We start from the raw sequence: 24,912 nt of genomic DNA, 5'->3' as shown, positions 1-24,912 counted from the left end.
GATAGTAATGCGCTAATATACATAGGTCTGTATATATTTTTGCTGCATTGTGCTTTGACGAAACTAAAGTGTCGAATCGATAAAATTACTTAATTTGAAAAGTATGTTCTTCTACTTCCATAGACGTCTTGTCTCTAAGAACAGCTCGATTTGATTAACGACCTTCGGTAGGTTCTTGAGGATATCCAGTGACCAGAAGCGGAATATCGTATACCCCATCTCACGCAGTGCCTTGTTGGTACGTTCATCCTTTTGCATATTGCGTTCGATCTTCGGTATCCAAAATAGCCGGTTGGATTTGATTTGCTCCCGACGAGTCTTCCAGTCGAAACCATGCCAAAATTCGCCATCGACAAAAATAGCCAGTTTATATTTCTTGATGACAATATCCGGACGTCCCGGTAGTGATTTATCATGCAAACGGAAGCGGATGTTCTTTGCCCAGAGTGCTTTGCGAAGAATTATTTCTGGTTTGGAGTGCTTTCCCTTGATACTTGCCATGAGACGGCTACGCTGCGGTGAAGTGTAGAAGCCTCCGGCTTCTTCAAAGTGCGGTACATATATACGGTCTTCTTCGTTGTCGTAGCTGTACATAATACAAATATAACGAAGAATATAAAAGAAGGTTCACAATCCCCTATGCCCGTTGGGTGAAATAGTAAATTAAAAATCATCGAATAAAGATGGGAGAGGGAGATTTTTTTAGAGAAGAAAGTGAAAATCTTCTTAAAAAGGGCTGTTTATATATGTTATATTGATCTTGTTGTTGGTTAATTGTTTGTTTTTCAACGAGTTGGTATTTTGAAAAAGGGAATGCAATTATAAAAAATTAAAGTCATTTTTAAAAAAGCTTTTTGAAAAAGTATACACGGTCCACATTCCCCCGATTATACCCATAGTGTTAAGTATAACAGTAGTGATTTCGGAATATGGTTGTAAAAACGCCATTGAACAAATATAGCGCTTTTTACATGATAATTAAAATTAATAGAGTTGCTTTTGAAAGTTCTCTTAGATTTGTTTATTTATGGATGGCGTAAGCCAACAATTTATACTTATATTAGCATATTTATTTTTTGAGTCATTATGGTAATGGATACCATTTCAATTGTTTGTTAATAAGTTAGTTGTGATTTTCATGTCAGAAAGAAAGTTAAAACATATCGAGCTTTTTGCTGGGTGTGGGGGGATGAGCTTAGGGTTAGAGAAAGCCGGTTTTGAACTTTATTTTGCTAATGAATTATCTCCTATGGCAGGAGAGACTTTTGCCTATAATATGTTGGGAGAAGATCTTGATAATCTGTCTAGACAAAAGACCCCTTCAGCTAAGGTAAAATGGATTAAAAGCCAATATCCGCAAGAAGAATTAATCCGTCGCCTTCGCGAAAACCCCTTTCAGGCGGCCGAGAAAGGCGAATTTAGCGATCTTGTGAGTCTTGAAGATATCAAAGGGAAACTATTAATCGGAGATATCGACAACCTCTTGAAATTCTTTGATGACAATCCACATATTGTGGAGCAAATCCGTAATGAAGATATAGACCTATTGTCTGGAGGGCCGCCCTGTCAAGGCTTTAGTCTGGCAGGCAGGCGCATAAAGGACGACCATAAAAATCTATTGCCTCTGTCGTTTGCACGATTTGCTGGCTTGACTAGGCCTAAAGCTGTCTTGTTGGAAAATGTAAAGGGGATAACGTCACCTTTTGATGAAGGTGGAGAGAAATATTATGCCTGGCTGGAAGTGTCAAAAGCTTTTGCAATACAAGGTTATGTGCCTGTTTGTATGATGCTAAATTCCAAGTTCTTTGGTGTTGCGCAAAATAGGCCTCGATTTATTATGATGGCTTATAGAGAGGATATATTTAATCGTATTTTCGCTTTATATGAAGAAAATCCTATTCTTAATGTCTCAATGCAATTCTATGAGTTGGTGAATGAAAATCTGGATGATGTTTTAAACATAGGGATTAAGGATTTCAGATATTACGATATAGATCATTATCCCGAATTGTTTGACGGAGTAATATTTCCGGAAATAACCAATAGAGAAGGAGATTTTGTGTCTGTCTTGGAAGCTATTGGTGATATCCGACGCACCGAGATAAAATACAAGGTCTCCACCATAAAAAAGGGGTATAGTGGAAAGCTGAATACTACATTTACGAATAAATATCATGAAACGGGTTTTATCCACAATCATGAACCTCGCAACCATAATTTTGGAACAAAAGCACGTTTTCGTTTTTATCAAGTTATCAATGAGTTTCAAAATGGTTTGAAGAAAGGGGCAGTTGATTTGTTTACAGGTAAAAGTATTGATGAAGACACGAAAGAAAAGTTAACTGTTGCTTTTCTGAATTATAATCTGTACTTTAATGGAGAAAATGGTGAGTTTTATAAAAAACCCAAAACGTTGACCGAAGTGGACAATCTTTTAAAAACTATACCCACAAAAAAACACTCCCAAAGGGCATTATTGGAATATGAACCTGCTCCAGCGCAGCTTACTATCCCAGATGATTTATGCCATTATCATATGGAAAACCTTCGTACACTTACAGTGAGAGAGATGGCTCGGTTTCAGTCTTTTCCTGATTGGTTTGTTTTTCGGTCAAAAGTTACGACTGGTGGTGATGGAAGAAAGTTTGAGGTGCCGCAATATACACAGGTCGGTAATGCTGTTCCACCGCTTTTGGCTTTAAAATTGGGCGAAGTTGTTTATAAATTGTTAACTGAATAATAATATATTCCAGATGTCTTTAGAAGAATTTAAGAAATCTTGTATCGACTGTAATCCCGATGAGGTGGTAGAGCGTTACCTCATTGAGAAGCCATCCTATTTCTTCAATAATGTTGAAAAAGGAAAGGAATATGAGTTTAAAAAAGACATCGCTAGTATACTTAATGTCCATATTAGAGATGTCGTCATAGTGGGATCCGCTAAATTAGGGTTTAGCATAAAGCCCGATGATTCCGATGCGGGTTTGTTTCACTTTTCTCCGTTTGACGGGAAAAATGGGAGGAAATCTGATTTGGATATTGCAATTGTCTCCTCTTCACTTTTTGATGGCGAAATGCAAAATCTCTACAACCACACAGGCTATGCAAAAAATTTTTGGGAAGATCGGCCACGCTTCGCAAAATATATCCTGAAAGGCCGGTTAGCGATTCGTTTTTTACCCGAAGGCTTTAAGTTTACGAAGGAAATTAAAGATGTGCAGGATAAATATCGGATGGCCTACGGTAGAGTGGTCAATATTGAGATATATAAATCTTGGCATTATTTCGAAACCTATCATCAACAGAATGTCAGGAGGATTCAGGTAAATCTGATTGCTTAATTTAAAGAATGATTATGGAAAATAAATTAGTATCCAGTATACAGTCTAATAGCTATAAAATAGTAGAGCTTTACAATAAATTGGATTTGGGGACACTGGTTCCCGACCCTGCTTTTCAACGGAATTTAGTTTGGAAAAAGCAACATAAATATGCGTTCATTCAGACGATCTTATTAAATTATCCGTTTCCTGAAGTATATATTGCTAGTGAACAAATTGATGTGGAAAGTCTGAAAGCGAAAGAGATTGTCGTGGATGGGCAACAGAGGCTTACCACTATAGTAGAATATATAAAAGGGGAAGGTGATTTCAATGGCAGATTACCGATTAAGAAATTTGACGAACTATCTATACCAGAGAAGAAGGATTTTTTAAATTATCCTGTTTCTGTCAAAGACTTGAAGGATCTAGACGAAGAAACCATAAAACAAATATTTAAACGGATTAATAGCACTAATTATTCGCTAAACAGTAATGAAATACTAAACGCTGAATTTGGAGGTGGAGAATTTGCATACTTCGCAAAACAGCTTACCGATGCTTCCTTGGAAGTATCAAAATTAGTTACCGACGTAATTATCAATCCAGATGACAGGGAGAGAATCTTGAAATTTTTTATGGATAACAAGATCTTTTCTGACAATGATATCAAAAGGATGTTTGATAGCCAATATATTATGCTGATAGCTTCGACAATATTGAACGGTAGCTACTTTAGGCGAAGTGATAAGGTTGAACAATATCTAGCGGAGTATAATGACGAGTTTGCAAATTATCAGACTATCCTTTCAAAGATTTTAAACTCTATCCAGATCCTTGAGCGTCTCAATTTGGACGAGAAGAGTTATTGGTTTAATAAGGCAAATCTGTTTACTTTAATAATCGAATTAAAAGATGTCGATCCCATTGCATTAGATCTTGATGTTTTCGAGACCGCATTATTGGATCTGGAGAAGAAGTTTGATATATACTTCTCAGCGGATGATGAAGAAGATTTGAAGAGCATTACTGATGATGAGCGCAAATATTTTGAGGTAGCTAGACAGGGCAGCCATGAGCAACCAGCACGAGAACATCGTGGAAAAGTAATTAGGGAGATTATAGAAAGGGCAATTTTAGAAGAGGAGCCTAATATTGTACAGCAAAATAGAGAGAGATTAGAGCAGCAAGGTATAAATTATGCAACCATTATTCCTACAGAAACTGGGCTAAATAAAGGTATTATGGACGCTACTTCAACTGTACGTGAATTTCTTAAACGGAACGATGTTCACGATTATGATGCTCAAGACAATGGTCCTGATCATAAGGTAAAGAAGGGCGGATTCTTTGTTGAATCTGATGGAAGAGAGTCTCTGACTGAGATATCTATGTATAAATCAAATGGTCGTGGCGATTGCCGAATCTGGTTTTCTGGATTGAAAGATTTTGCTGAACCGAAGGATGAGTTGGCTATTTATGTAGCTAATGAGATAGTGAAGGTATTGAATTTGAATAAATAGCAAATTCTTGTGATTTGGTTACAGAATTTTGTTGTGTTATGTCTGTTGGTGATTAAAGTTAATAAAAAAATCCCTGTAGATTGCTTTTATTAAGGGCTCTGCAAAGTTCACAACAAATTTCTCGTCTTTTTGATCCATAACATATTCCCCTAATTTCCGATGAGCGATACTTGATCGGATTCTATATATCCAATAGCTAGATATTTTAGCCAAAAACTTGTTATGAGTGTTTGAGCCACGAAAGTTCTGCGTGCTGTTTTCTGTAAAACTTCCATTTTCCTTTAGTCGTGTAAGATCCGTCCATTTGCGTAATGGGTTTGAAACCTTCCCGAAATTATAGAAAATATCTTCAGCATACTCCATGTAATTAAATATGATCTTCAAGTTCTCCTGTAAGGTTAGTGGATTTACATAATTCTCTATTAGAGATTGTAGTCTACTAAGATCCTCTCTATTGTAATCTCTTAAAAGTGAGCTTATTTGTTTTTCATTCCCACCTTGCAAAAGGAGATTACTGATTTTTTTTGCAGTGTGCATGTCGAAATGCATCTCCAGCATGTGATAGTATCTTAGGAATCTGTGAAAGCAGTTTGTCTCCGAAATTAATTCGTAATGTAGCGATCTAGATTGACTATCTAGAGTTTTACAATCAATAACTGAGATCTTATTCAGGCTCGAGTTAAAATTAAAACCTCTTAATAGTTCGCTTTCGATATGATAAAAGTCGCCCCATAATAACGTTCCATGTTTAAACTTATTGAAATATTCTTCCGCTCTATTTGTTTTAATTAATATATAATCATATTTAAATACATATTCTTGATGATTGCCAACCGATATATCGTCTTCGTTCTCGGCCAAGTATATTTTATATAGATCCTCAGGCAATGCATTGATCTCATAGTTTTTATTTGCCACAAAGTAGACCTGCCCTAATGGAATAAAACTTTCATCTTCGATTTGAACAGTTTGTGTCCTGTCAAAGATTTTACTAGTCTTAATAGGCATTATAACATGTCCGCTTATGGTAAGAAATCCATAAGTTGATCTAATGTCTATATCTAGTGGGTCAAATTCAAATTGATTTGCATATAGACGTTTTAAATGCTCGGTTTTCATTATAGCTCAGAGGCGCTTATAGTCCAACATGATTCCATACTTTCCTCACCAGAGCTTCTGAAATATTCGTAAAAACCTGACGATATCAGTTTTCTGGTAGCAAATCCCACATTGTATTTTTTTGGATCGGCTTTTTCCGTCTTTAACTGATCCATATACTTCAGTCGGAGGGGATCATCACCTGGCTGAGATTCTTCCAATACGTTTTTTAAATTATTGATAGCCTCATTCGTTCTGAAAGTTTTCTTAGGATCGTTTGTAAATCTACCTACGGATGAGAAAAATGAAATAAGCACGTTAGTGTCAGCTAACCAGTTCCGGTGCCTATTGATACTATCTCTGTATATTTTGTCAAACACGAGACAATCTAATTCACAATACTTAGAAAGATACTTCGCAAAAATGTCATAATTAGTAGAAAGAAACTCTTCTTCAGAATCTAATATTTCATCTTCCATAAACTTCTCTGAGACAACATTATTCTTATCTATCTCGGTGCTTTTCATCAAAAAAGCCTTGTACGCCAACACAATCCTGTCAAATGCGAATTCATTAGCATTACTTCGTCTATCCTCTTCGTTTTCTTGTATAAGTTTGAGGCTTGGTATTTTTTTTATTAGATTACTTTTCATAGTCATAAATAGTAATTCCAATTGATGACGCATGGACATCGGCTTTTGTCCCGAGTTTAGAACAATTAACCTGTAAATTAAATGATCAATATTCGGTTCTAGCCAAATTTCGAGAAGTAAATTCTGTTCGAGGTTTTTCTCCTCTTTTATTATACCATTGATTATGTAGGTTCGTTGTAGGCCGTCAAGAATATATATATTATCCACATCTGCCTTTAATAACCTCTCAACGTCTTCATATTTTTTTTCTTCAATAAGGGGGGTATACCTGTTTACGTTGTCAGGATTTATAGCCAGTGTTATAGTTGGGATTAACGCACCTTTTTCAAGATCGCTTTTCAATCTAATATAACCTTTATGTTTTTCTTTTTTCCGTTGGATTCCAAACCTATCGAAATCTTCGCCAACTAGTTTTAAATAACTATTTATGTCGGTCTGGGCGTAGATGACATTTGTTCCTGTACGAAGATCCTTCGTATCTGATAATACTTTTAAATTCATGTTATATCCACTAATATTTTGTTGCTTTCTTTGTTCTTTTCAAGTCTTATCCACCCCCTATGCAACATCCTATGGCAATTAGCACAGACAAGCATCAAGTCCTCTAATTTTGTTTTCTTTTCTTCAGTCAGTAGGTATAGGGGGAGCTTATGGTGACATTCCATAAAGCCATATCCAACATCACCATAAACTTTAGCAAAGTCAAAGCCACATTGTTCACACTCAAGTTTGCCATACTGAACGAGGGCGTGTTCTTTTTTCTTTCGTGTGAGCGTAGGATTTCTTTCCCTGTAAAGATGATACTTATGGAGTATCTTTCCTTCATATCTCGAAGTCTCATCATCAATCTCATTGTTGTCAATGGATAAGATGGCTTTTTTGATTTCATGGTTCGTGGCACTTTCACGAATTGACGTAGCTAATCTCTTAAGAGTCTCTCGATTATCTTTAAATTCCGAAAAAACCTCTTTATCCAGTTTGCTAGTCGCAGACATGCCTTTGCCCGGATAGGAATCATCCAAGGCCAAAAAATTACTAAGCTTCAATCCCACTCCATTTGGATTTCTGAACTTTTCGAATTCATTTCGATCCCCATGAATTGGCAACTGATTTAGTAGCTCTGGGAGTTCGATTATCTGGGGATTCCTTGCGTGTATTTGACCCGGCACTATATCGAAATATAAATCCAGTGCCAGTATTAATTCATCTCGTTGCCATTTAGGATTTCTCATTTATCCTCCTTTATAATCCCGTCTAACATGCTTAACTGATATCCATCAGCTTTACGATCTTCCCAGCCTGCGAAAACTCGAAGATAGATTTGCCTGTTAGTTTTATTTCATCTCCTCTTTTGATTCCGTTAGGAAAATCCTTTGCCGCTATTGCGTTATAATCGACTACGATTTCTATAGAGTTCCACTTATGCATCATAGATAAGATTGTCTGTTGTCGCTGAGTAAAATAGGAAATAGCTTCAACAGCCTGTTCCTTAAACTTGTCTATTCCTTCTAACCGCATGGTTGATTTGTTATTTTCCATATTCAGAAAAACGACTGTATTGGACATGTTTACGACCATATTTGGTACATCGAGTCGGTTGTATGCCTCTATATATTGATAAATTTTATCCGTTCTTTCATTTAGAACTGTAGGATTTGGCAGGAAAATACTTTCAGTTTCATCCATTGTCCCATAAATCTCCCTAAACACCTCCAGCACATCCAACTCCATGCCATCTGCAAAGGCGATTATTTCAATAGCAAGTGCTCGTTTGCTCTTGTCGCCAAAGTACTTGCTGATTTTGCCATTCGCTATTCCAAGTTTTTGTTCAATATCAGTTTGCTTTTGTGTGTACTTCTTAAAAAACTGTCCTTCTGGTGAAAGGTCTTTAAATTCCGCCAGAAGATCGACTTTTGGGCGTTTTGGAAAAATTTCGTCTACCGCTTTATGGAAACTGTCCTCACCTAATCCTGCTTGTTGATGAGCTATGTAAATGATTTTATAAAACTCTTCGGCGTATGGCTTAACATCTTCACTATTTGAAATAGCACTTATGCGATTTGCAGATATCCCAGAAATACGTGCTATCTTAGATTTATTAGATTTTAGCTTATTTAAATATGTGCCTATACCTGTAGCCATTTAAAATTTTAATGTAAAATTTGGTTTAAAAATTTCCTAATTCGTTATATTTTTCTTACGTTTGTATTATAGTATTAGCGACAAGACTTAGGTAGCATTCTTTTTTGCTACTTATTTAACGATGTCACTCGTGAGTGAAAACCGTCAAAATTCCACATGAGTCGATCGTGAGTTCGCTTTCTATTGGATTTTCATATCTTTGTTGATATAGTTCAATAGAGCGAACTTCATGTCAGTCTTTGTGGAACTTGAGCCTTGGCTTAAGGGTTCTTGACGGTACCACACTCAAAGCATTGGAGTTCGCTCTATTGGTGTTTTACCAATCAAGCCTTCTACGCTTTCTGAGTGTCATCGTTCACATAAACTTCAAGATTATGATTGAACGACTAAAAACCACCAGACAAAACCGCCCCGACCACTTCCAGGAAGTACGTCACTGGTTTTCCCATTCCTTGCTCATAAAAAACGTCATCCGCTCGCCGGAATAGACGCAGACCAAACGGACAGAAAAAGGAGAGGGGCAAAATGCCTCGCCTGCCTGCCGCAGGTAGGCAATGACGTGTTCTTGCAACACCGTATTCCTTCCTGTCCAACCGACCTCTTTATTTCAAAAATGACAATATGTATGCATCGCTGCGGACATAGGTCGTAGATCGGTATGGCTGTTTTTTATTATTCGCATTCTAAAATTAGCAAACTTTTCTATTCCTTCCAAGTGATGGCCATCGATTATTGTTGATTTGCAATAATATCGGGGTCGGTTTATGACTTAACCCGGTGAATGTACAGATAAAAAAATGCTTAAAACTGATAATACGTATAGGCACATTCCGGGAACCAAATTTATTAATCGATTAGACCAAAGTCCCGGCATCGGGCTGGACAGGAGGGTTGGTAGCCTCTTAATGTGCTGCCGGGAACGGAGGTCAACCGGGGTAGAATGATATAAAAACGCTACTCCACCAAAAACCTAACAGCATGCGAAAATTACGCAAAGGGGAGGGGTATGTACACCGATCTCCGCAGGTAACGAACCAAAACGAGGTACGTGAAGAAATACCTTCTTCCGTAAAACAGGTCTTTATCGACAAGGCCCAGGTACTGAAATATGAGGAGCTTCTTTCAGCAATGGCAGCGGAGTTCCGTACCATCGAGTTCACGGATTACAGCCCTGCCCGGGTGATCGATAACTTCTGGTCCCGATACAACTGCAACAATACGGACCGCTTGAACCTGTTCGATATGGTGCTGTTGGCAAAAGGAGCCGTGCCGGAGAAAAGCCGGGAGGCTATGGCGCTGGACAGATTCGTAAAGGATTTTGTTTCCTTTATCATCGCCGGGCATACGGTGCATTATATGAATCGTAATTATAATCCTATAGGCCGATATCTCCCCGTAGAACGGACGGCGGAGATCAAGGAAGGGGTAAGACTGGATTTTGTTGGACGTTTATCGGGTCTAAGGTAATGGATTACGGTATGAACGGCGGTAACCAGATGCCGAGGGTGTCTGGGTTACGGTATATAACGTTATTTTTTGTTTCCTTTTTGTTTGTTTTAATTGATGCCCGGGCGCAGTCCCGGCAAGAGGTCGGGACTGCCGATGGGCGCATGACGAGCGGCAGGGTCTTAAAGAACTATACCTTCGAGCCTATAGAAGGAGCGAGGCTGACCCTGATGAGCAGGAACGAGAGTGTCTACACGGATACGGCGGGGACTTACCGGATCCCCGGGAGCTGGGTATCGGGCGAGGTGCGTATCTCCGGCCATGGCTTTGTTCCCTATACCGCGGAACTGCAGGACGGAGGTTTCCGCAGGGGCTCCTCGACGTTCAGCCTGGTACGCGACACGGAAGATGTCCCTGCGCTGGTTATCGGTGATACCGTGCCGGAGAGTTTCTGGGACCTGCCGTTACCGGTTGTCAACCACCCCGGTGGGCGCAGCAGGGTCACCTTCCGGGAGTATATGGCGGGCCGTCCGATTCTGGTACTGGACTTCTGGGCGACCTGGTGCGCGCCCTGCATAAAATCGTTCGACCGCTGGAACGGCCTGGCACCCGGGCTTGCGGACAGCGTGGCCGTTATCGGTGTACACGTGAGCCGTCAGGACAAGGTTCCTGATTTTATCCGTGCACGGCAATGGCCGCTGCCCACGGTGGTGGGTGATATCCACCCGCTGGTCAACGCCTATTTCTTCCACAGGCAGCAGGTAGGCAATGTTGTGATCATCCGTAACGGCATCTTTTATGCGGTGCCCAAAAATAAAGGACTGGACACCGCGCAGCTCAGGGCACTGATATCCGGTGCAGCGGTGGATATGGAAATGGAAGGTGCGGCACTGCACGGAAAGGGGGAAGTACTATGAGAGCGTTTATCCTATTGCTGTCGTTCCTCTGCAGCTGTGCAGTGACCGGCCAGATCCGTATCAGCGGTTACCTCCGGGATGCAGAGACAGGGAGTGCCATAACGGGGGGTGGTATAAAGGCCGTGGTCTCCGGGCTACAGACCCGCACCGACGCCGGAGGTCGCTTCGTGCTGGAGCTGCCCGGTCCCGATACCCTGTGGATCTCACATATCGGCTACAGGGGCAGGCACGTTGCCGTCGACAGGGCTGCTACGGGTATCTCTATCGCGCTGGACAGGAATACGGGCGAGATCGAAGAGGTACGGGTCAGTACGGGCTACTATACGGTACCGCCCGAACGGGCGACGGGCTCCTTTGTGCACGTGGACAACGGGGCGCTCAACCGCGCGATGGGCGGCAATATCCTGCAGCGTCTTGAGGGCATGGCCCCGGGCGTGCAGTTTGTGCAGCCGGAGGGAGGCACGGCGTCGGCCATCCGTGTACGTGGCCTGAGTACGATCGAATCGGACGAGACACCGCTCATCGTACTGGATAATTTTCCGTATGAGGGCGATATCGGCAATATCGACCCCAATACCATCGAAAGTATCACAGTGCTCCGGGATGCTGCGGCGGCAAGTATCTGGGGTGCACGCGCGGGCAACGGTGTGATCGTCATCACCAGTAAACGTGCCACCGAAGGGCAGAGGCCCGCCGTGTCGTTCAATGCCGGCGCTGGACTTGCCGGCCGGCCCGACCTGACCTATGGCAGGGCCTGGCTTCCGAGTGCCACGGTCATGGCCATCGAAAAGGAACGCTTCGGTCTGGGACATTATACTTTCGCCGATAACGAGGGCGTAAGCCTGTATGTGGACTACCTGAAGCAGCATGCCGACGGTATCCTCGACGACGGGGAACTGCGGGATATCGAGGAGCGGCTGTCGGGTACCGATACGCGGCGGGAGGCGATGGATCACCTGTACCGCAGTTCCGCCTATCAGCAGTATGCGCTGAACATCAGGGGCAGCAGTGGACGGCACCGCTATACGCTGAACGCAGGATACCACGGCAGCCGCAGCGATGTGGTGGGCAACGACGGCAAACGGACCATCCTGGGCCTACGGCACGGGTTTCGCCCTATCGATGCCGTCGATATCGGCCTGGGTCTGGATTATGTTGGCCGCCGGGGTTCGACCGATGGTATCGCTTACGAGGGGCTGTCACAGGGAGGCCTTATAGCGCCGTACCTGCAGCTGCAGGACGGTGAAGGCAATGCCATGGCGGTACCGCAAGCCGGGCTGCGGCCTTACTATGTGGCACAGGCGGAAGAGAACGGACTGCTGGACTGGCTCTTCCGGCCACTGGAGGAAAGGGAGCTTCGCCGTAACCTGTCCATGTCGAGCGAACTGCGGCTGAATACCGACGTGCGGGCAAAATTGATGACAGGGATGTCGTTTAGCCTACAATACCGGTATACCCGGGGGAATAGTCGCTCGGAGGCACATTCCCTAAAGGACAGCTACTATGTGCGCGACCTGGTCAACACGTTCACGCAGTCCAACGGATCGCAGGTGATCCCGTTCAACGGGATATACCGGAACAATCCCGCTCTGGAAAACCTTTCGCATTTCGGACGGGCACAGCTGGACTATGCGGAAGAGCTTGGGGGCAGGCACCGTTTCACCGCACTGGCGGGTATGGAGATCCGGCATGCGCAGACCGAACAGCTGCCCGGTTCTGTGCTGTACAACTACGAGGAGGAGTACCTGACGGGGACGGCGCAGTTCAACTTTGATGAGTCGTATCCCACGCGGCCGGCAGGCACCAAACGGCGTATCCCCGGAGCGGTGTCCAACCACCGGCTGTACGTGCACCGTGACCTGTCCTATTTTGCCAATGGGAGCTACGAATTCGATAAACGCTATATCCTGAGCGGCAGTATCCGGTGGGATGCCTCGAACCTGTTCGGCGTGAAGACCAACCAGAAGGGCGTACCGCTGTGGTCGGTGGGCGGTAGCTGGAACATCAGCGGGGAACGGTTCTACGGCCTGACGGACATGCTGCCCTACCTGCGGCTGCGGGGAACCTATGGTATTGCGGGGAATGTCAACAAAACGGTGACGCATTACCCGACCGTACTGTTCGGTACCTCGTACACCGGGCTGACCAGTGCGATGCTGCGCAGCATCGGCAATCCCTCGCTGCGGTGGGAGAAGGTGCGTACGGTCAACGTAGGGCTCGACTGGCGGGCACCGGGCGGACGCATCTCGGGAAGTGTCGAACATTACCTCAAGCACGGTAACGACCTGATCGGTGATGACTACCTGGATCCGACGTTCGGCATAACCGATGGCTATAAGATCAACTATGCCGACATAAAGACCCGGGGCTGGGACGTGCAGCTGTCCACGGCCAACCTGCGGGGTGCCCTGAGCTGGAAGACCGATGTGCTGGCGCAGTGGGTGCGCAATGAGGTGACCGACTACAGGACCAACGATAACCTGCTTGCCACAGGTTACCTGTCCGGTACGGTGCCGCCGACGGTGGGAAAGTCGAGGGACGTGGTGTACGCGATCCCCTGGCATGGGCTTTCGGGCGGGACGGGCCTTCCTATCATCTATATGGACGGGGTGCAGAGCGATGATTACAGCAGGTACTTCCTGGAGTACCTGGATCGGGGGATGTTGCATGACGTAGGATCCTCGGTGCCGACGGTATACGGATCGCTGCGCAATACACTAGGCTGGAAAGGTGTGGAGCTGACGTTCATGGTGGGCTGGAAATCGGGTTATGTGTTCCGTCGTACATCGATGGGAAGTTCGGACGAATATGCCGACCGCTATCATGTGGACTACCTGCGCCGCTGGGAACGGCCCGGGGACGAGGCATGGACGGACGTGCCCCGGCACGTGCCGCTGGCGGATGCCGACACGTACCGGGACGCTTCTTCGATATATATGAAATCCGAAGCACTGATCACCCGCGGTGACCATATCCGTCTGCAGGACATCGGTCTGTCGTACAGGCTGCCGGAATCGCTGGCGGGTAGGCTGCGGATAAGGAACGTCCGGCTGCAGGCCTATGCACGCAACCTTGGTATACTGTGGCGTTCCAACGGTCTGGGGATCGATCCGGATTATGCAAACAGCCTGTTCCGTGCTCCGCGGGGGTACAGCGCAGGGATACAGTTCAATTTTTGATGAAAGGGAATATTATGGAAAAAGTACTTTGTTTATATATCCTGTTGCTGTGCGGCGGGATGTGCATGTCCTGCGGGGAGGACTTTCTGAACGTCAAATCCGATATGAGCATCGCGGCCCCGGGAAAGATCTCGGACTATCAGGCACTGCTGGACAATACCACGGCGCTGATGAACATCACCGCTGCGAATTCGTTCGCCCTGATCGCCGGGGAGGAATACCGGGTAGAGACGACGGTTTGGCAGAACCTGCCGGTGACCAACAACAGGAAGCAGCACCGGAATGCCTATCTGTGGCTCGATGAAATCTATGAGGGTGAACCGGGACAGGACTGGAACCTGGCCTATCAGCGTATCCTACATGCGAATATTGTTCTGGATGGCCTCTCGCGGCTGAAGCCGTCTGTAAAGGACCAGGCCGCATGGAACCATACGCAGGGCTCGGCACTGTTCTTCAGGGCCTGGAGCTACCATATCCTGGCCCAGACTTTCTGCAGGCCCTACCGGAGAGAGGATGCTGCCCGGGACCCCGGGGTTCCCCTGCGCAGGGATTCCGACCCCACGGCATCCCCCGGACGGTCTACCGTGAAAGAGCTTTATGATTTTATCGTGGATGATCTTACCCGTGCAGCCGGTCTATTGGAGGGGCTTCCCCAATATAAGATGCGCCCCTCCAAGCTCGCCGCACTTGGCCTTCTTGCCCGGGTATACATGCAGATGGACGATTATGGAAGCGCTTTTGCTGCCATAGGGGAGGCTCTGGATCTCGATGACAGCCTTATCGATTACAATGGGCTGGACGGTTCAAAGTCCTATGCCTTTACCTATGATTACGGACAGAGCAACCCTGAGGTGGTATTCTATGAGGAAGCACATAACCATACGATCATGAACAGCACCCGACTGAACGTGAACACGGATCTGCTGGACCTGTATGCTCCGGGCGACCTGCGCCGGGATATCTTCTATCGTACGGGCAGCGGTGGCAATATCTACTTCCGTGGCGGCTACCACGGCAGAGGCGGCAACTTCACGGGGCTGACCTTATCGGAGTATGTGCTGGTCCATGCGGAATGTGCGGCCAGGCTGGAACGGTGGGAGGTTGCCCGCAGTGACCTGCGCTACCTTGCAGTCCATCGTTTTGAGGAAGGAACATCTCCAGATACCGATGGGATAGAGAACAGGGACTTACTGGCCTACATACTGGAGGAGCGTCGACGGGAGATGGCCTTCCGTGGAGTCCGGTGGGAGGACCTGAGGAGGCTGAACAAAGATGCGCTGACCGCACATACGCTGATACGGACCGTGGACGGTAAAGATTATGTACTGCTGCCCAATTCTCCGAAATATGTGTGGCCGATACCGCCGGAAGTGATCGGGTTCAACGGTTATCAGCAGAACGAAAGGTAGCGGGCTGTAGAGGAATAAAAAGGCAGGGAATCTCGCATCCCTGCCTTCTCTGTCAGAAGAAGCCCTGTCTATTCAGGTCTTTTCGCATATTGGATAGCGACTGCTCCCGAATCTACTGCCTGCTCCACGGTCATATCCTCCAGTGGTGTCGACGAGGAGAACGAGCTGAGGTCCAGGTTCACCTGACAGGGTTCGGCCTGGTTCGCTGTGTTACATTCGTCTTCCAGCGGTGGATTGGTGTCGGTAAAGCCATCAATCTGCTGGTCTTCCGGTTGGTTCGGATCGCCCGAAGGGGTGCTTATTTCATACCAGCCGCTTTCCGGGTCGTCCAGTATCTGAAAGGCACTGAAGCCTATGATCGTCACGGTGGCGACTATCGCCAGCGTGTATTTCTTTAAAATTTCCATGGTATTGTTATTTTTATATAAAATATAAACCGGCCCGCCTTTCTTCTATCGGGGCGGCAGACCTTGTAAGCCCCGGCCGTATCTTTTTACGGGGATACGGCAAAACGTATCATTTAGGTTTATACAGTACCGGCCTGCCCGGGAACAGTGCAAACGTGCGGCAAAACCATTTCTGAAAAGACATGAAAACAAATAATCCGGAAATTAAATTATCGCTGTCGGATGGCGGGAAGGAGGTGCTCCCACTTTTCATACTACCGTTATCATTGCTATCCTTCCGGGAGAGATAATAGCCATAAAGCGATATACCGAGCAGTGCTATGTTCACGATCAGATGCCGTTCCCAGGACATACTGCGGAAGACGGAAGCACAGCTGCACGGACGCTTGGCATATATCCCCGCCACGCCGAGGCCGATGTACACCGTAAAAACAAACATTAATAAAGAAGATAATAAGAATGGGTTGAAAAAGGCAAAAAGTGTCAGGCCCGGCCGGCGTAGAGGCCTTATAAAAGCTGCGGCCACACCTAACTCGATTAGCGGCAATAGCCAAAATAAGACATCCGCCCACCAATTTGGGAAAGGCTGCTTGAGCAGTGAAGCGTGGAAGCCATCGAGATTCCACAATTTATCCAGCGCTACGTACAACCAGAATACGATCAGCAGGATGGTAATTATATTCAGTAGGTATGTATTTGTTTTCATTGTTTTGTTCATTTGAGTTATTGCTGCTGATTGCAGTGACGCTATTTCAAAGGTCAGAAGAGATTGTAATGGGATGGTGCGCCTATAGGTGGCGCTAATGTTGTGACTTTCTGCCCGTCAGCAGGTAATATTGTGACCTTTGGACTGTCTTCCGAGAAATACACAGCAGTTCGGCCTGCTCAATCTGCGTCAGTAGCGCTTGTAGGTCAGGCATATCATGGGCAAATAACCGATGCCGTACGAAAGGGTCTGTCTCGTGTAGGATGCGGGACAATGTGGTGATCTGCTTTTTTTTCTTATTGGTCAGGATATTAAGGAGTGTGTTGAGCTGTGGTTCCTGCTGGTTGAATGCCACTATCGCCTGATAAGGTATATCGACGACGACGGTGCGGGGGCGAAGTACGACGATATCCCCTTTGCTGGGCGTATGACTGTATAAGTGGTCGGTACACATCAGCGCCATGCCCGGCAGGGCTACGCTCAGGAGCTGGCGTTTTCTTTTATCATTATATCGTACTCGGGCGAGCATTCCCTGGGTGACGAAGTATACTTTTTTATGGTGATCGCCCTCCAGGTACAGCGTTTGGCCTCTGCGAATGCCGTTCTGGATCCGGATATACCGCCTCGCCCAATCGGTATGCCAGGGGTCGAGTTGGCAGTATTTTTTCCAGTAAGCCAGCAAAAAGCGTAGGCCGGGATTGTTGGAGCGGATATAGTGGTTCATGACTTGCTCGGATAATCCCGCATACAGCCCCATTTCGGTAGAGCTATATGCGGGATAATGTTAAAGATTGTCGGCTATCGGTAAGTGATAGCGATCGACAGATCACGGACATCGGTCAACGTACCATCGTCAAACGAATACTGCGCACGTCGGACGGGTTGCAGAAGGATGTCCTTGCCTCGAGGCTCGCCACGTTGTGCGGTGTCGTCCTGCTCTTCTTTAAAAAAGCTGAAGAGACCGCCTTCTTCTAATACATCGGCAACCTGCTGGGCCATGGAATCACAGAAGGTTGCGGGAAGAGACGATAGATCGGCCTGCTCGGATGGACTGAGATCGAAATGCGTGTGCATCCACGCGACAAAGTCCGTGCGTAACGCTTGCAGCTCGGCTGCTTTTTCGCTCGCGGGTAAGGCGAGGATTTGGGCTTGCACCTGGGCAACCCCAATCGTGTTGAATGGTTTTTTCATAAAATCTGAATTAAAAATTCGTACTCCAAAGGAAATAGAGTTGGATTGGATTTCACGAAAATAGAAGTGTCTTTTTTCCCCATGTATGCAAATTTGCTTCCCAACGTGATGTCAATTGTGGAAAACTTTGATGTTTTTGTAGAAAAATATTTATCAAAAAGTTATTTTTTATTTGGTTGCTTGCTTGTTTTTAGTTTATTTAGGTTAATAATTATTAATGTGTACGGCGTATTGTAAACCATTTAGAAATAATTACGTCTGAATCAAACAGTATTTATCATGTGGAAATTAGTGACTTATACCTTTTTGATCTCTTGTGCATGCGCCTACATTATCATCACACGGCAGCATTTCTATAATCTTTTCCATTATGCGTCAAGTGGCCTCTTTCGAACGATGTTTATTATAACGGTGCCTTTATTATGGGTCTATATGTTCTTCAGCAATATGAGCTACAATATATTTCTGGGGTACCGCCCCCGACCACTCCACAAGTGGAAAAAGAAAAGCGGTGCGATAGCTTATTTTCTGATCGGCTTTCTGATCATCTCCTGCTTACATATCGGGATGCTGGAACTCTTGTTTGAAATGCATGGACAAACGGTATGGAGCAGCGGCTATCTGCATGGAGATGTGTTTTTCTTTGCAGCGATTGTATGGGGTTATCATTTTATGATATACAAAAAGCCGCATTGGGCAGTTTTTAATAGGTTGATCTGGAATCTTTTCAAAGGAGGGCTGATCTGGGCGCAGAATAATGCGGGCAAAGGTGAGGATGAGTCATACGAGGAGGATAATGAGTTGGCAGAGATGACTATATTATCGGCGGAGGAGCCAGGGGAAGCATATGGACGGGAGGAGCTGCCGGGGGGAACGGAAAGACGGATACAGGTGTTTAATATCCTGCTGTTGCATTTTTCGAAGAGCGAGGGGACGTATTTTATCGACACACAGGGCAATCGGACATACTGCCGTTGTACGTCTTCGGTATTGAAATCGTGGGAGGTGAGTCCATGGTTTGTGAAAGTCAACAGAAAGGTGTATCTGAATATGTGGTATTTTGCGGAATCAAGGGATATGCCGGGGGCGGTGCTGCTGGAAGAGGTGGTGGCCCGGAAGATTGCTAAGGGGGTACAAGAGCAGGAGCTTGACCTGCGGGAGCTGACGGAGGTATCGGTGCGGTGTAGACCGAATGTCAAACAGCATTTTAAGGAAAGGGATCGGCTGGCGACGGAGGGGTGGGGAAAGTATTTTTATTACGATTGAGGTGGGGGGGAGGGCGTATCTTTCGGCGCTGCTGCTTTGGAACTCGGCTCTTCAGGTGTTTGCTCACCAGAAGCAGTGGCATCAGCGGGTGCTGCAGGTACCGTTTCTTTAGGGACTTCGCGTTTGCGGTTGAGGAGGTCTTCTTTGGAAGTGGGGCGGTCCTGCGGTCGCCAGATAAAGCCTTGCAAGATTTCATTCTCCTGTGTGACCATGCTGAAGGGGTAAACTTTCTGGTCGACTTTCCGGATGGTAATGTAATCAATGATCTCCTTGTTTTCCATCCTCACCTTAATACGGGCCCCGCGATCGTGAAACATTTCGGTGATGATTTGTTTTTCTTCATCGGCCGAGAAGCTGAGGTTCTCGGCATTGCCGTCGACGAATAAGCGGTCGATGTTGTTGTTGGCAAAGAAGGCGGTAATCTTTCGTCCTTTGAGCTGGTTGAACTTGACGGTGTCGAGTACGGCATTGACCATAAAGGCATTGTTTTTTAAAAGGGCATTGTCGACCTGCTGGTTGATAATCTGCATGTAGATGGTGTCTGCGGAGATCTGGGATCCCTGCGCCCATATCATCGGACGGCCCATAAAGCGGAACATCGAATCGACCATGCCGTAATAAGCTGAATCGGCTACGGCTTGTAGATCGGACTTGAAAAGGCGCACGTTGTAATAAGCGCGTACGATACGTGTTTTGGCAGAGTCAGGAAGCGCGCGGAGCGAATCCAGCGGACTACTCAATGAATCCAGAGGGTTGCCCAATGAATCGAGTGTGGGTACGGGCGGACTATCTGCTTGCTGTACGGTATCGGGAGCCACGGTATCGGGTGTCTGCGCGACGCGGAGAGCTTCAGTAATCAAGTCGTTGGCTTCATTTCCGGTGGGGATGACGGCCTCCTGCCGCAAGGTACTGTCGGCCTTTTGGGTCATTTCGATCGTGGCGTTCCCAGGCTCAGCTCTGAGGGGCGGACGTTTGGCTTTGATCTGCGGCGGATCGGGCGGCACGACCGTCGTACTGTCGGTTAAGGTCGCTGCGTCGAGCTGTAGTGCCGTGCTGTCGGGCAGGACTGTACTGTTGCTGTCCAACGGGCTGAGGGTGCTGTCCTGTGCGCCCACTTCTCCGGTTTCGGATACGTCGCCATAATCGACTTCTTCTTCGTCGATAAGTTGCCCGCCATCACGGTCGAGTTTGAGGTCGAGTGGATGGTAATCCCGAATAGGGATAACCCGGGAATATAGCGTGTCGGCAGTCATATACACGGAATCGACGGCTGCAGGAGGCACACTGTCTTTCTCCATCACCCGCAACTGCTTTGCTGCTGCAGTGCTATCCACTTCTATTAGCGTACTGTCCGTTTGTACGGGAGTACTATCCATTTGTCGGATCGTGCTGTCTACTTGTACAGCGGTGCTATCGGCAGTTTCCTGATTTGCGGTAGTATCGTTCTTCACCACGGTAATGATGAGCGGCTTTTCGGTCATCAAGATGGATTCTTCGTCTTGTCGGTAAACGCCTTTTCCACCATAGGCGTAAAACTTATCGAGGGTGTCGACAAAGACGACATTCCGGTAGGCTTCGCCAATGCCGTTGTCCCGGTTGTAGTAGAGGCTGTCGCCTTTGAGAAACTTGGTATCTTCGGTGTAGAGATTGTTTTTGTTGAATTTGGCAATACCGGTTCCGGTGTTATACACGCCCCGCTCGGTATAGAGATTTTCGTTTTTGTTGCCTTTGATATTGGTCGGCCCAAAGAAGTAGGTGTCTTTCGTGATGGAATTGTACCGCATGGTGTCGGTGTACACTTTGACATTGGGCGTGCGTACAATGACCTTATACCGGAAATAGGCATCGGATGTATTTTCGAAATAATAGGCGTTTTTAGAGGTGATGGTGTCACCCCGAGATATGATCCTTCCTCCATTTTGATAGGTACCTACCTTCGATCGCATGTTGTACGTGAGAAAATTGGTGGTCAGCACGGAAGTGGCGTCGACCATCTTGACGTTTCCGGTGAGACGGGCATGCTGCGCCGTGGCATCGTAATGTAGATAGTCGGAATTGATGACGGTACCGGAAGGTTGTGTGATGACAACGTGGCCAAAAGCTTCGAAAAATTGTTGCTTGATCTCGTCTTCATAAATATAGCCGCTGTCGGCGGATAGGGTGTTTCCTTTATGCTCGTAGACAGGATTGAAGAAGACCATATGTCCGGTCGAGGCGTTGATACGACCACTGCTGGATGACACGAGGTTGAGCCGGTCTCTGCCGGGCTGAGCGCTGGTATTGCCCTGCCGGATCTGTCCAAAAGACAGCAAGCTGTAGAATAGGCAAAGCGCAAGTATAGCCCCGTGTTTCATATCCGCAAAAATATACAAATTAATAGCAAAAAAATGTTAATTGGTGAAATTTACATTGTTCCTTTATTGTCGTTGCCACGATGGGCTTTTGTACTTTTTGACCGCAAAAAGTACCCAAAACTCGTCGCTGTGCCATCTCGGCACAAAGGATCACCATTCCTGCTATTGCCGATCTGCCAAGGCGACATTTTTCGGATTTGTACGGGTATTGCTGATATCTTCTCATGTCTCAATTTAATATCTAACATCTCATCTCACGTCTCCTCCGCCTGCAACCCGCATTTGGCTACTGCTTCAGCAGGCATCAGGGTTTGCGCTGGTGGTAGAGGGGCTGATGCAACATTGGCGGCATTTTTAGCAGTACGAAGGGTTTGTGCATTTTGTCATAGCACCTGTTTTAAAAATCAATCGTTATTTAACTATCCCATCCGGCTTTCCATTTATTGAATTCGGAAGGCATAATCCTGTATCGGGCAAAATTTCCCTCATGCATACCCATCAGCTCTGTTTCTACGGCTTCTATAAATTTTGCCCTGTCTGCCAATTGCAGTTTTTCGGCTACATTCTTTATGATTTGTATGGCTTCATCTTTCCTCATTGCCTGCATCACAATCGCCACGATGACAGCCCTGATTTCATCCCGGTATTTCAAACGGAATATATCAGGCTCTCCCAAAGATTGGCGAATAGCGGCATAGCGTAGTGCCGACCTTTCATAAGCCCACATAAAAACATCCTTAAACAAACTGATGCGGTTCAGTTCATAAATACCCAAAATACCTTTTACATAATACTCTTCAGGCACATCTATAAACGACAAAGGTGCGAGATTGTGACGGTTTAGCGGAATATTTGCTGCCAAACGTGAAACCCGCTTATTTACATCATCAAAGGGTTGCAGATATGGGAAATGAACCGACACGAAGAAAGCCTGCTCAAAAGGATTTTCAATTTGTCTTGCTTTTTCCAGGATAAGGTCGAAAAATTCAGATATAAGCTGCGGAACGCCCAATGGCGTAAAAACGGAATTGGTAATGCCCACGCCAAACTCCCGCAACCTGCCCGATGCTGCCGGATTAGGTAACAGGTTATTGGACAAAAGAGCGTGAAGATTGAGAATAGTATATCGGTTAAACCCTATTTCGTCTGCCGTGTCCACAAGAAATTCGATGGCGTCTTTTGTCGCGAATACAAGAATTGCGACAAGTTTATGTCGTTATACTTCTATCGCGACAAAGATATGTCATGATAAAATCTATTTATCTCGATAAATGCTATCCGGACAAGATTCATCACGCCTCCTCCGCCTGCACCCCGCATCTAGGTACCGCGAGTGTTATAGATATCTTTTTTTTGCGGAAAAAAAAGTTAATAATCAATTATCGTTACTTTTGGGGTATGGAGCTTCTGGAGAGGTTTAGGGATTTTATTGTGGCTAATCGTCTTTTGCAAAAGGGAGATCGGGTACTGCTGGCAGTGAGTGGGGGTAGGGATTCGATGTTGATGCTGTGGCTTTTTCAGGCGGTGGGTTGGGCGATAGAGGTGGCGCATTGCAACTTTGGTCTGCGGGGTGAGGCGTCGGATGGGGATGAGGAGTTGGTGCGGGGGTATTGTGCTTCGCTCGGGGTGCCGCTGCATGTGAAGCATTTTGATACGGAGGGGTATGCCGCAATGCATAAAATGTCGATACAGATGGCTGCCCGGGAATTGCGCTACAGATGGTTTGCGGAGCTGGCGGCGGAGCTGAACTGTGCTAAAATTGCGGTAGCGCAGCATAAAAACGATCATGTGGAGACGGTGTTGTTTAACTTATCAAGGGGTACGGGGCTGCAGGGCCTGCGTGGTATTTTGCCGGAGCGGGATAACATTATCCGTCCCTTGCTGTTTTTGGATTCGCGGGAGATCACGGCGGCAGTGGCTCAACTGGAGGTGCCTTATCGGGATGATGCGTCTAACTTCTCGACGAAATACAGCAGAAATAAGATCCGTCTGGATATTATACCGCAATTTGAACAATTGAATCCGGATTTTATTCAGGTAATGGCGGATAATATCGCGCGTTTTCAGGAGTCGTATGGGGTGTTGCGGGATTTTGTGACGGCACGCCGCGGGGAACTGTTGGTAGAACGAGGTCCGCAGGAATGGACGGTGGACAAGAAGGCTTTACAGGATATGGATATCGGTTTGTTGTTTCTGCTGTTTGAGCCGTTTGGATTTTCGAAGGGAGTTCTGGAGGATCTTCGGACGGCTTGGGATAAGGAACCGGGAAGGGTATTTGAAGCGCCGTCGTATGTGTTGCTGTTGGATCGGGAGATGTTGATTTTGCGTGCGAAGGGGGAAGCAGCGGAAAGAGCGGTCGTGCATGCAGGGCAAGCGGAGGTCAGCTGGGGGAGACAGTTGTTCGGGCTATCGGTCTCGGAGGATGTACGTCTACTGCGGGATTCGCAGCAGGCACAACTGGATGCGGAGAAGCTGGTGTTTCCGCTGGAGGTGCGGACCTGGCAGGAGGGGGATTATTTTCAGCCGCTGGGCATGAAGGGGAAAAAGAAAATCAGTGATTTTTTTGTGGGACGGAAAATCAATGTGTTTGAGAAACAACATATTCCGATCTGGGTGAATGGCAACGGTGATATTCTCTGGGTGGGAGGCTATCAGATCGATGATCGCTATAAGATTACGGAAAATACACAAAAAGTTCTTACATTAGTTTGTCTAAATAAGAAGGATGAGTCAGGATTACATTTTTAAAGAACGGCAGTATCTGGGCCGGGATAAATCATGGATAAGTATCCGGTTGGTTTTGGCGTTGTTTTGTTTTATAGCGTATTACCTCAATTTTGATCATCTGGCCTCGCGGCAGTTGTTTTTTATTGTGGGTTCGGCAATTATTTTTGTATCGGTCATCATGATGTACTTGCTGCACTATCAGACGGTGGTGTCGAATAATAATATTACGATGAGTGGTCTTTGGACAACGAGTCTGGTGAAGATCGACCTGTCTGCGGTGGTGAAGGTCGAAAAGAAAGATTATAGCCGCTTTATTTTTAATAATCCGGTGTACAACTTGCACAAAAACGGAAAAATACGCTTTTATGCAGGGGGTAAGGAGGCCGTATGGTTGACGGATAGAGACGGACTGGTGTATATCATCGGTACGCACAAACAGGAGGCTTTGTACGAGAGCATCCTGAAGGCGAAAGAGGGGAAGTCTTAAAATATGTTAAGCCGGTTTTAGTCTGACATTTTTCTGACCTAAGCCTCGCCTGATTTTTAATATATTTGATGAAACAAAGAGAAAAGA

Annotated in this window: 24 protein-coding genes; 10 read left to right on the top strand and 14 right to left on the bottom strand. The window is 46.0% G+C overall.

Features of this window, described 5'->3' with window-relative positions; translation table 11 throughout:
• Positions 1–111: 111 nt before the first annotated feature.
• Complete coding sequence (locus G5B30_RS00990) at positions 112–594, bottom strand: very short patch repair endonuclease (protein ID WP_165318085.1); 483 nt, start codon at positions 592–594, stop codon at positions 112–114.
• Between the two features lie 544 nt (positions 595–1,138).
• On the opposite strand from G5B30_RS00990, the gene G5B30_RS00985 reads away from it, so the two are divergent.
• From G5B30_RS00985 to G5B30_RS00975, 3 genes are read left to right on the top strand one after another with little or no spacing between them, the layout of a single operon-like run.
• A complete protein-coding gene (locus G5B30_RS00985; RefSeq protein ID WP_165318084.1) occupies positions 1,139–2,740 on the top strand; it encodes a DNA cytosine methyltransferase in 1,602 nt (533 codons plus the stop codon).
• Positions 2,741–2,753: 13 nt separating this feature from the next.
• A complete protein-coding gene (locus G5B30_RS00980; RefSeq protein WP_165318083.1) occupies positions 2,754–3,341 on the top strand; it encodes a hypothetical protein in 588 nt (195 codons plus the stop codon).
• 14 nt (positions 3,342–3,355) lie between these two features.
• Positions 3,356–4,843 carry a DUF262 domain-containing protein gene (locus G5B30_RS00975; RefSeq protein ID WP_165318082.1) on the top strand — a complete coding sequence of 496 codons (1,488 nt, stop codon included), beginning with the start codon at positions 3,356–3,358 and terminating at the stop codon, positions 4,841–4,843.
• A 36-nt stretch (positions 4,844–4,879) separates the two neighbouring features.
• Here the strand turns inward: G5B30_RS00975 and G5B30_RS00970 are convergent, their stop codons facing one another.
• The 5 genes from G5B30_RS00970 to G5B30_RS00950 all read right to left on the bottom strand — a co-directional run bounded on the left by G5B30_RS00970 (position 4,880) and on the right by G5B30_RS00950 (position 9,310).
• Positions 4,880–5,962: a hypothetical protein gene (locus G5B30_RS00970; RefSeq protein ID WP_165318081.1), complete on the bottom strand. Its 1,083-nt coding sequence runs from the start codon at positions 5,960–5,962 to the stop codon at positions 4,880–4,882.
• Complete coding sequence (locus tag G5B30_RS00965) at positions 5,962–7,095, bottom strand: hypothetical protein (RefSeq protein ID WP_165318080.1); 1,134 nt, start codon at positions 7,093–7,095, stop codon at positions 5,962–5,964. The genes G5B30_RS00970 and G5B30_RS00965 overlap by 1 nt, the downstream gene beginning before the upstream one ends.
• Positions 7,092–7,826 carry an HNH endonuclease gene (locus tag G5B30_RS00960; RefSeq protein WP_165318079.1) on the bottom strand — a complete coding sequence of 245 codons (735 nt, stop codon included), beginning with the start codon at positions 7,824–7,826 and terminating at the stop codon, positions 7,092–7,094. Before G5B30_RS00960 ends, G5B30_RS00965 begins: the two co-directional genes overlap by 4 nt.
• Positions 7,827–7,857: 31 nt before the next feature.
• On the bottom strand, positions 7,858–8,736 hold the full coding sequence (locus G5B30_RS00955) for a hypothetical protein (protein ID WP_165318078.1): 879 nt from the start codon (positions 8,734–8,736) through the stop codon (positions 7,858–7,860).
• 433 nt (positions 8,737–9,169) lie between these two features.
• Positions 9,170–9,310 carry a hypothetical protein gene (locus G5B30_RS00950; protein ID WP_165318077.1) on the bottom strand — a complete coding sequence of 47 codons (141 nt, stop codon included), beginning with the start codon at positions 9,308–9,310 and terminating at the stop codon, positions 9,170–9,172.
• Between the two features lie 404 nt (positions 9,311–9,714).
• On the opposite strand from G5B30_RS00950, the gene G5B30_RS00945 reads away from it, so the two are divergent.
• Genes G5B30_RS00945 through G5B30_RS00930 form a run of 4 tightly spaced genes read left to right on the top strand, consistent with a single transcriptional unit; the run spans position 9,715 to position 15,687 of the window.
• Positions 9,715–10,203 carry a hypothetical protein gene (locus tag G5B30_RS00945; protein WP_165318076.1) on the top strand — a complete coding sequence of 163 codons (489 nt, stop codon included), beginning with the start codon at positions 9,715–9,717 and terminating at the stop codon, positions 10,201–10,203.
• An 11-nt stretch (positions 10,204–10,214) separates the two neighbouring features.
• Positions 10,215–11,099, top strand: coding sequence for a TlpA family protein disulfide reductase (locus tag G5B30_RS00940; RefSeq protein ID WP_165318075.1), 885 nt, complete (start codon positions 10,215–10,217; stop codon positions 11,097–11,099).
• Entirely contained in the window at positions 11,096–14,278 is a 3,183-nt protein-coding gene (locus G5B30_RS00935) for a SusC/RagA family TonB-linked outer membrane protein (RefSeq protein WP_165318074.1), read from the top strand. Before G5B30_RS00940 ends, G5B30_RS00935 begins: the two co-directional genes overlap by 4 nt.
• The gene (locus G5B30_RS00930; protein ID WP_317164299.1) at positions 14,278–15,687 is read left to right on the top strand and encodes a RagB/SusD family nutrient uptake outer membrane protein; all 1,410 of its coding nucleotides are present in this window, start codon (positions 14,278–14,280) and stop codon (positions 15,685–15,687) included. The genes G5B30_RS00935 and G5B30_RS00930 overlap by 1 nt, the downstream gene beginning before the upstream one ends.
• Positions 15,688–15,755: 68 nt before the next feature.
• Here the strand turns inward: G5B30_RS00930 and G5B30_RS00925 are convergent, their stop codons facing one another.
• From G5B30_RS00925 to G5B30_RS00910, 4 genes are all read right to left on the bottom strand, one after another.
• The gene (locus G5B30_RS00925) at positions 15,756–16,052 is read right to left on the bottom strand and encodes a hypothetical protein (protein ID WP_165318072.1); all 297 of its coding nucleotides are present in this window, start codon (positions 16,050–16,052) and stop codon (positions 15,756–15,758) included.
• Positions 16,053–16,203: 151 nt separating this feature from the next.
• Complete coding sequence (locus tag G5B30_RS00920; protein ID WP_165318071.1) at positions 16,204–16,800, bottom strand: MauE/DoxX family redox-associated membrane protein; 597 nt, start codon at positions 16,798–16,800, stop codon at positions 16,204–16,206.
• Positions 16,801–16,894: 94 nt separating this feature from the next.
• On the bottom strand, positions 16,895–17,524 hold the full coding sequence (locus G5B30_RS00915) for a Crp/Fnr family transcriptional regulator (RefSeq protein ID WP_165318070.1): 630 nt from the start codon (positions 17,522–17,524) through the stop codon (positions 16,895–16,897).
• Between the two features lie 74 nt (positions 17,525–17,598).
• Complete coding sequence (locus tag G5B30_RS00910) at positions 17,599–17,991, bottom strand: hypothetical protein (RefSeq protein ID WP_206366968.1); 393 nt, start codon at positions 17,989–17,991, stop codon at positions 17,599–17,601.
• 279 nt (positions 17,992–18,270) lie between these two features.
• Between G5B30_RS00910 and G5B30_RS00905 the strand changes: the two genes are divergently transcribed.
• A complete protein-coding gene (locus G5B30_RS00905) occupies positions 18,271–19,257 on the top strand; it encodes a hypothetical protein (RefSeq protein WP_165318068.1) in 987 nt (328 codons plus the stop codon).
• Here G5B30_RS00905 and G5B30_RS00900 read toward each other — a convergent pair.
• From G5B30_RS00900 to G5B30_RS00890, 4 genes are all read right to left on the bottom strand, one after another.
• Positions 19,248–21,458, bottom strand: coding sequence for an OstA-like protein (locus tag G5B30_RS00900; protein WP_240903069.1), 2,211 nt, complete (start codon positions 21,456–21,458; stop codon positions 19,248–19,250). The two genes, G5B30_RS00905 and G5B30_RS00900, sit on opposite strands and share 10 nt — an antisense overlap.
• Positions 21,427–21,585 (bottom strand): hypothetical protein, encoded by a 159-nt coding sequence (locus G5B30_RS17330; protein ID WP_240903077.1) that lies wholly within the window; start codon positions 21,583–21,585, stop codon positions 21,427–21,429. Before G5B30_RS17330 ends, G5B30_RS00900 begins: the two co-directional genes overlap by 32 nt.
• A 76-nt stretch (positions 21,586–21,661) precedes the next feature.
• Positions 21,662–21,859, bottom strand: coding sequence for a hypothetical protein (locus tag G5B30_RS00895; protein ID WP_165318066.1), 198 nt, complete (start codon positions 21,857–21,859; stop codon positions 21,662–21,664).
• A 167-nt stretch (positions 21,860–22,026) separates the two neighbouring features.
• Positions 22,027–22,770, bottom strand: a complete 744-nt coding sequence (locus G5B30_RS00890) for a Fic family protein (RefSeq protein ID WP_206366967.1) — start codon at positions 22,768–22,770, stop codon at positions 22,027–22,029.
• Between the two features lie 239 nt (positions 22,771–23,009).
• Between G5B30_RS00890 and tilS the strand changes: the two genes are divergently transcribed.
• Both tilS and G5B30_RS00880 read left to right on the top strand, forming a co-directional pair.
• A complete protein-coding gene (gene tilS, locus G5B30_RS00885) occupies positions 23,010–24,359 on the top strand; it encodes a tRNA lysidine(34) synthetase TilS (protein WP_165318065.1) in 1,350 nt (449 codons plus the stop codon).
• Positions 24,337–24,825: a hypothetical protein gene (locus tag G5B30_RS00880; RefSeq protein WP_165318064.1), complete on the top strand. Its 489-nt coding sequence runs from the start codon at positions 24,337–24,339 to the stop codon at positions 24,823–24,825. Before tilS ends, G5B30_RS00880 begins: the two co-directional genes overlap by 23 nt.
• The last annotated feature ends 87 nt before the right edge of the window (positions 24,826–24,912 follow it).

It is taken from the genome of Sphingobacterium sp. SGG-5 (genome assembly GCF_011043525.1).
Classification (GTDB): domain Bacteria; phylum Bacteroidota; class Bacteroidia; order Sphingobacteriales; family Sphingobacteriaceae; genus Sphingobacterium.
Note: the sequence above shows the minus strand (reverse complement) of the source record. Positions and strands in the feature narration are given on the sequence as shown.

Bases quoted from the DNA above. Each gene is read 5' to 3' on its own strand.
- G5B30_RS00990 (WP_165318085.1), bottom strand. From the start codon at position 594: ATGTACAGCTACGACAACGAAGAAGACCGTATATATGTACCGCACTTT.
- G5B30_RS00985 (WP_165318084.1), top strand. From the start codon at position 1,139: ATGTCAGAAAGAAAGTTAAAACATATCGAGCTTTTTGCTGGGTGTGGG.
- G5B30_RS00980 (WP_165318083.1), top strand. From the start codon at position 2,754: ATGTCTTTAGAAGAATTTAAGAAATCTTGTATCGACTGTAATCCCGAT.
- G5B30_RS00975 (WP_165318082.1), top strand. From the start codon at position 3,356: ATGGAAAATAAATTAGTATCCAGTATACAGTCTAATAGCTATAAAATA.
- G5B30_RS00970 (WP_165318081.1), bottom strand. From the start codon at position 5,962: ATGAAAACCGAGCATTTAAAACGTCTATATGCAAATCAATTTGAATTT.
- G5B30_RS00965 (WP_165318080.1), bottom strand. From the start codon at position 7,095: ATGAATTTAAAAGTATTATCAGATACGAAGGATCTTCGTACAGGAACA.
- G5B30_RS00960 (WP_165318079.1), bottom strand. From the start codon at position 7,826: ATGAGAAATCCTAAATGGCAACGAGATGAATTAATACTGGCACTGGAT.
- G5B30_RS00955 (WP_165318078.1), bottom strand. From the start codon at position 8,736: ATGGCTACAGGTATAGGCACATATTTAAATAAGCTAAAATCTAATAAA.
- G5B30_RS00945 (WP_165318076.1), top strand. From the start codon at position 9,715: ATGCGAAAATTACGCAAAGGGGAGGGGTATGTACACCGATCTCCGCAG.
- G5B30_RS00940 (WP_165318075.1), top strand. From the start codon at position 10,215: ATGAACGGCGGTAACCAGATGCCGAGGGTGTCTGGGTTACGGTATATA.
- G5B30_RS00935 (WP_165318074.1), top strand. From the start codon at position 11,096: ATGAGAGCGTTTATCCTATTGCTGTCGTTCCTCTGCAGCTGTGCAGTG.
- G5B30_RS00930 (WP_317164299.1), top strand. From the start codon at position 14,278: ATGAAAGGGAATATTATGGAAAAAGTACTTTGTTTATATATCCTGTTG.
- G5B30_RS00920 (WP_165318071.1), bottom strand. From the start codon at position 16,800: ATGAAAACAAATACATACCTACTGAATATAATTACCATCCTGCTGATC.
- G5B30_RS00915 (WP_165318070.1), bottom strand. From the start codon at position 17,524: ATGAACCACTATATCCGCTCCAACAATCCCGGCCTACGCTTTTTGCTG.
- G5B30_RS00910 (WP_206366968.1), bottom strand. From the start codon at position 17,991: ATGAAAAAACCATTCAACACGATTGGGGTTGCCCAGGTGCAAGCCCAA.
- G5B30_RS00905 (WP_165318068.1), top strand. From the start codon at position 18,271: ATGTGGAAATTAGTGACTTATACCTTTTTGATCTCTTGTGCATGCGCC.
- G5B30_RS00900 (WP_240903069.1), bottom strand. From the start codon at position 21,458: ATGGTCTTCTTCAATCCTGTCTACGAGCATAAAGGAAACACCCTATCC.
- G5B30_RS00895 (WP_165318066.1), bottom strand. From the start codon at position 21,859: ATGTTAGATATTAAATTGAGACATGAGAAGATATCAGCAATACCCGTA.
- tilS (WP_165318065.1), top strand. From the start codon at position 23,010: ATGGAGCTTCTGGAGAGGTTTAGGGATTTTATTGTGGCTAATCGTCTT.
- G5B30_RS00880 (WP_165318064.1), top strand. From the start codon at position 24,337: ATGAGTCAGGATTACATTTTTAAAGAACGGCAGTATCTGGGCCGGGAT.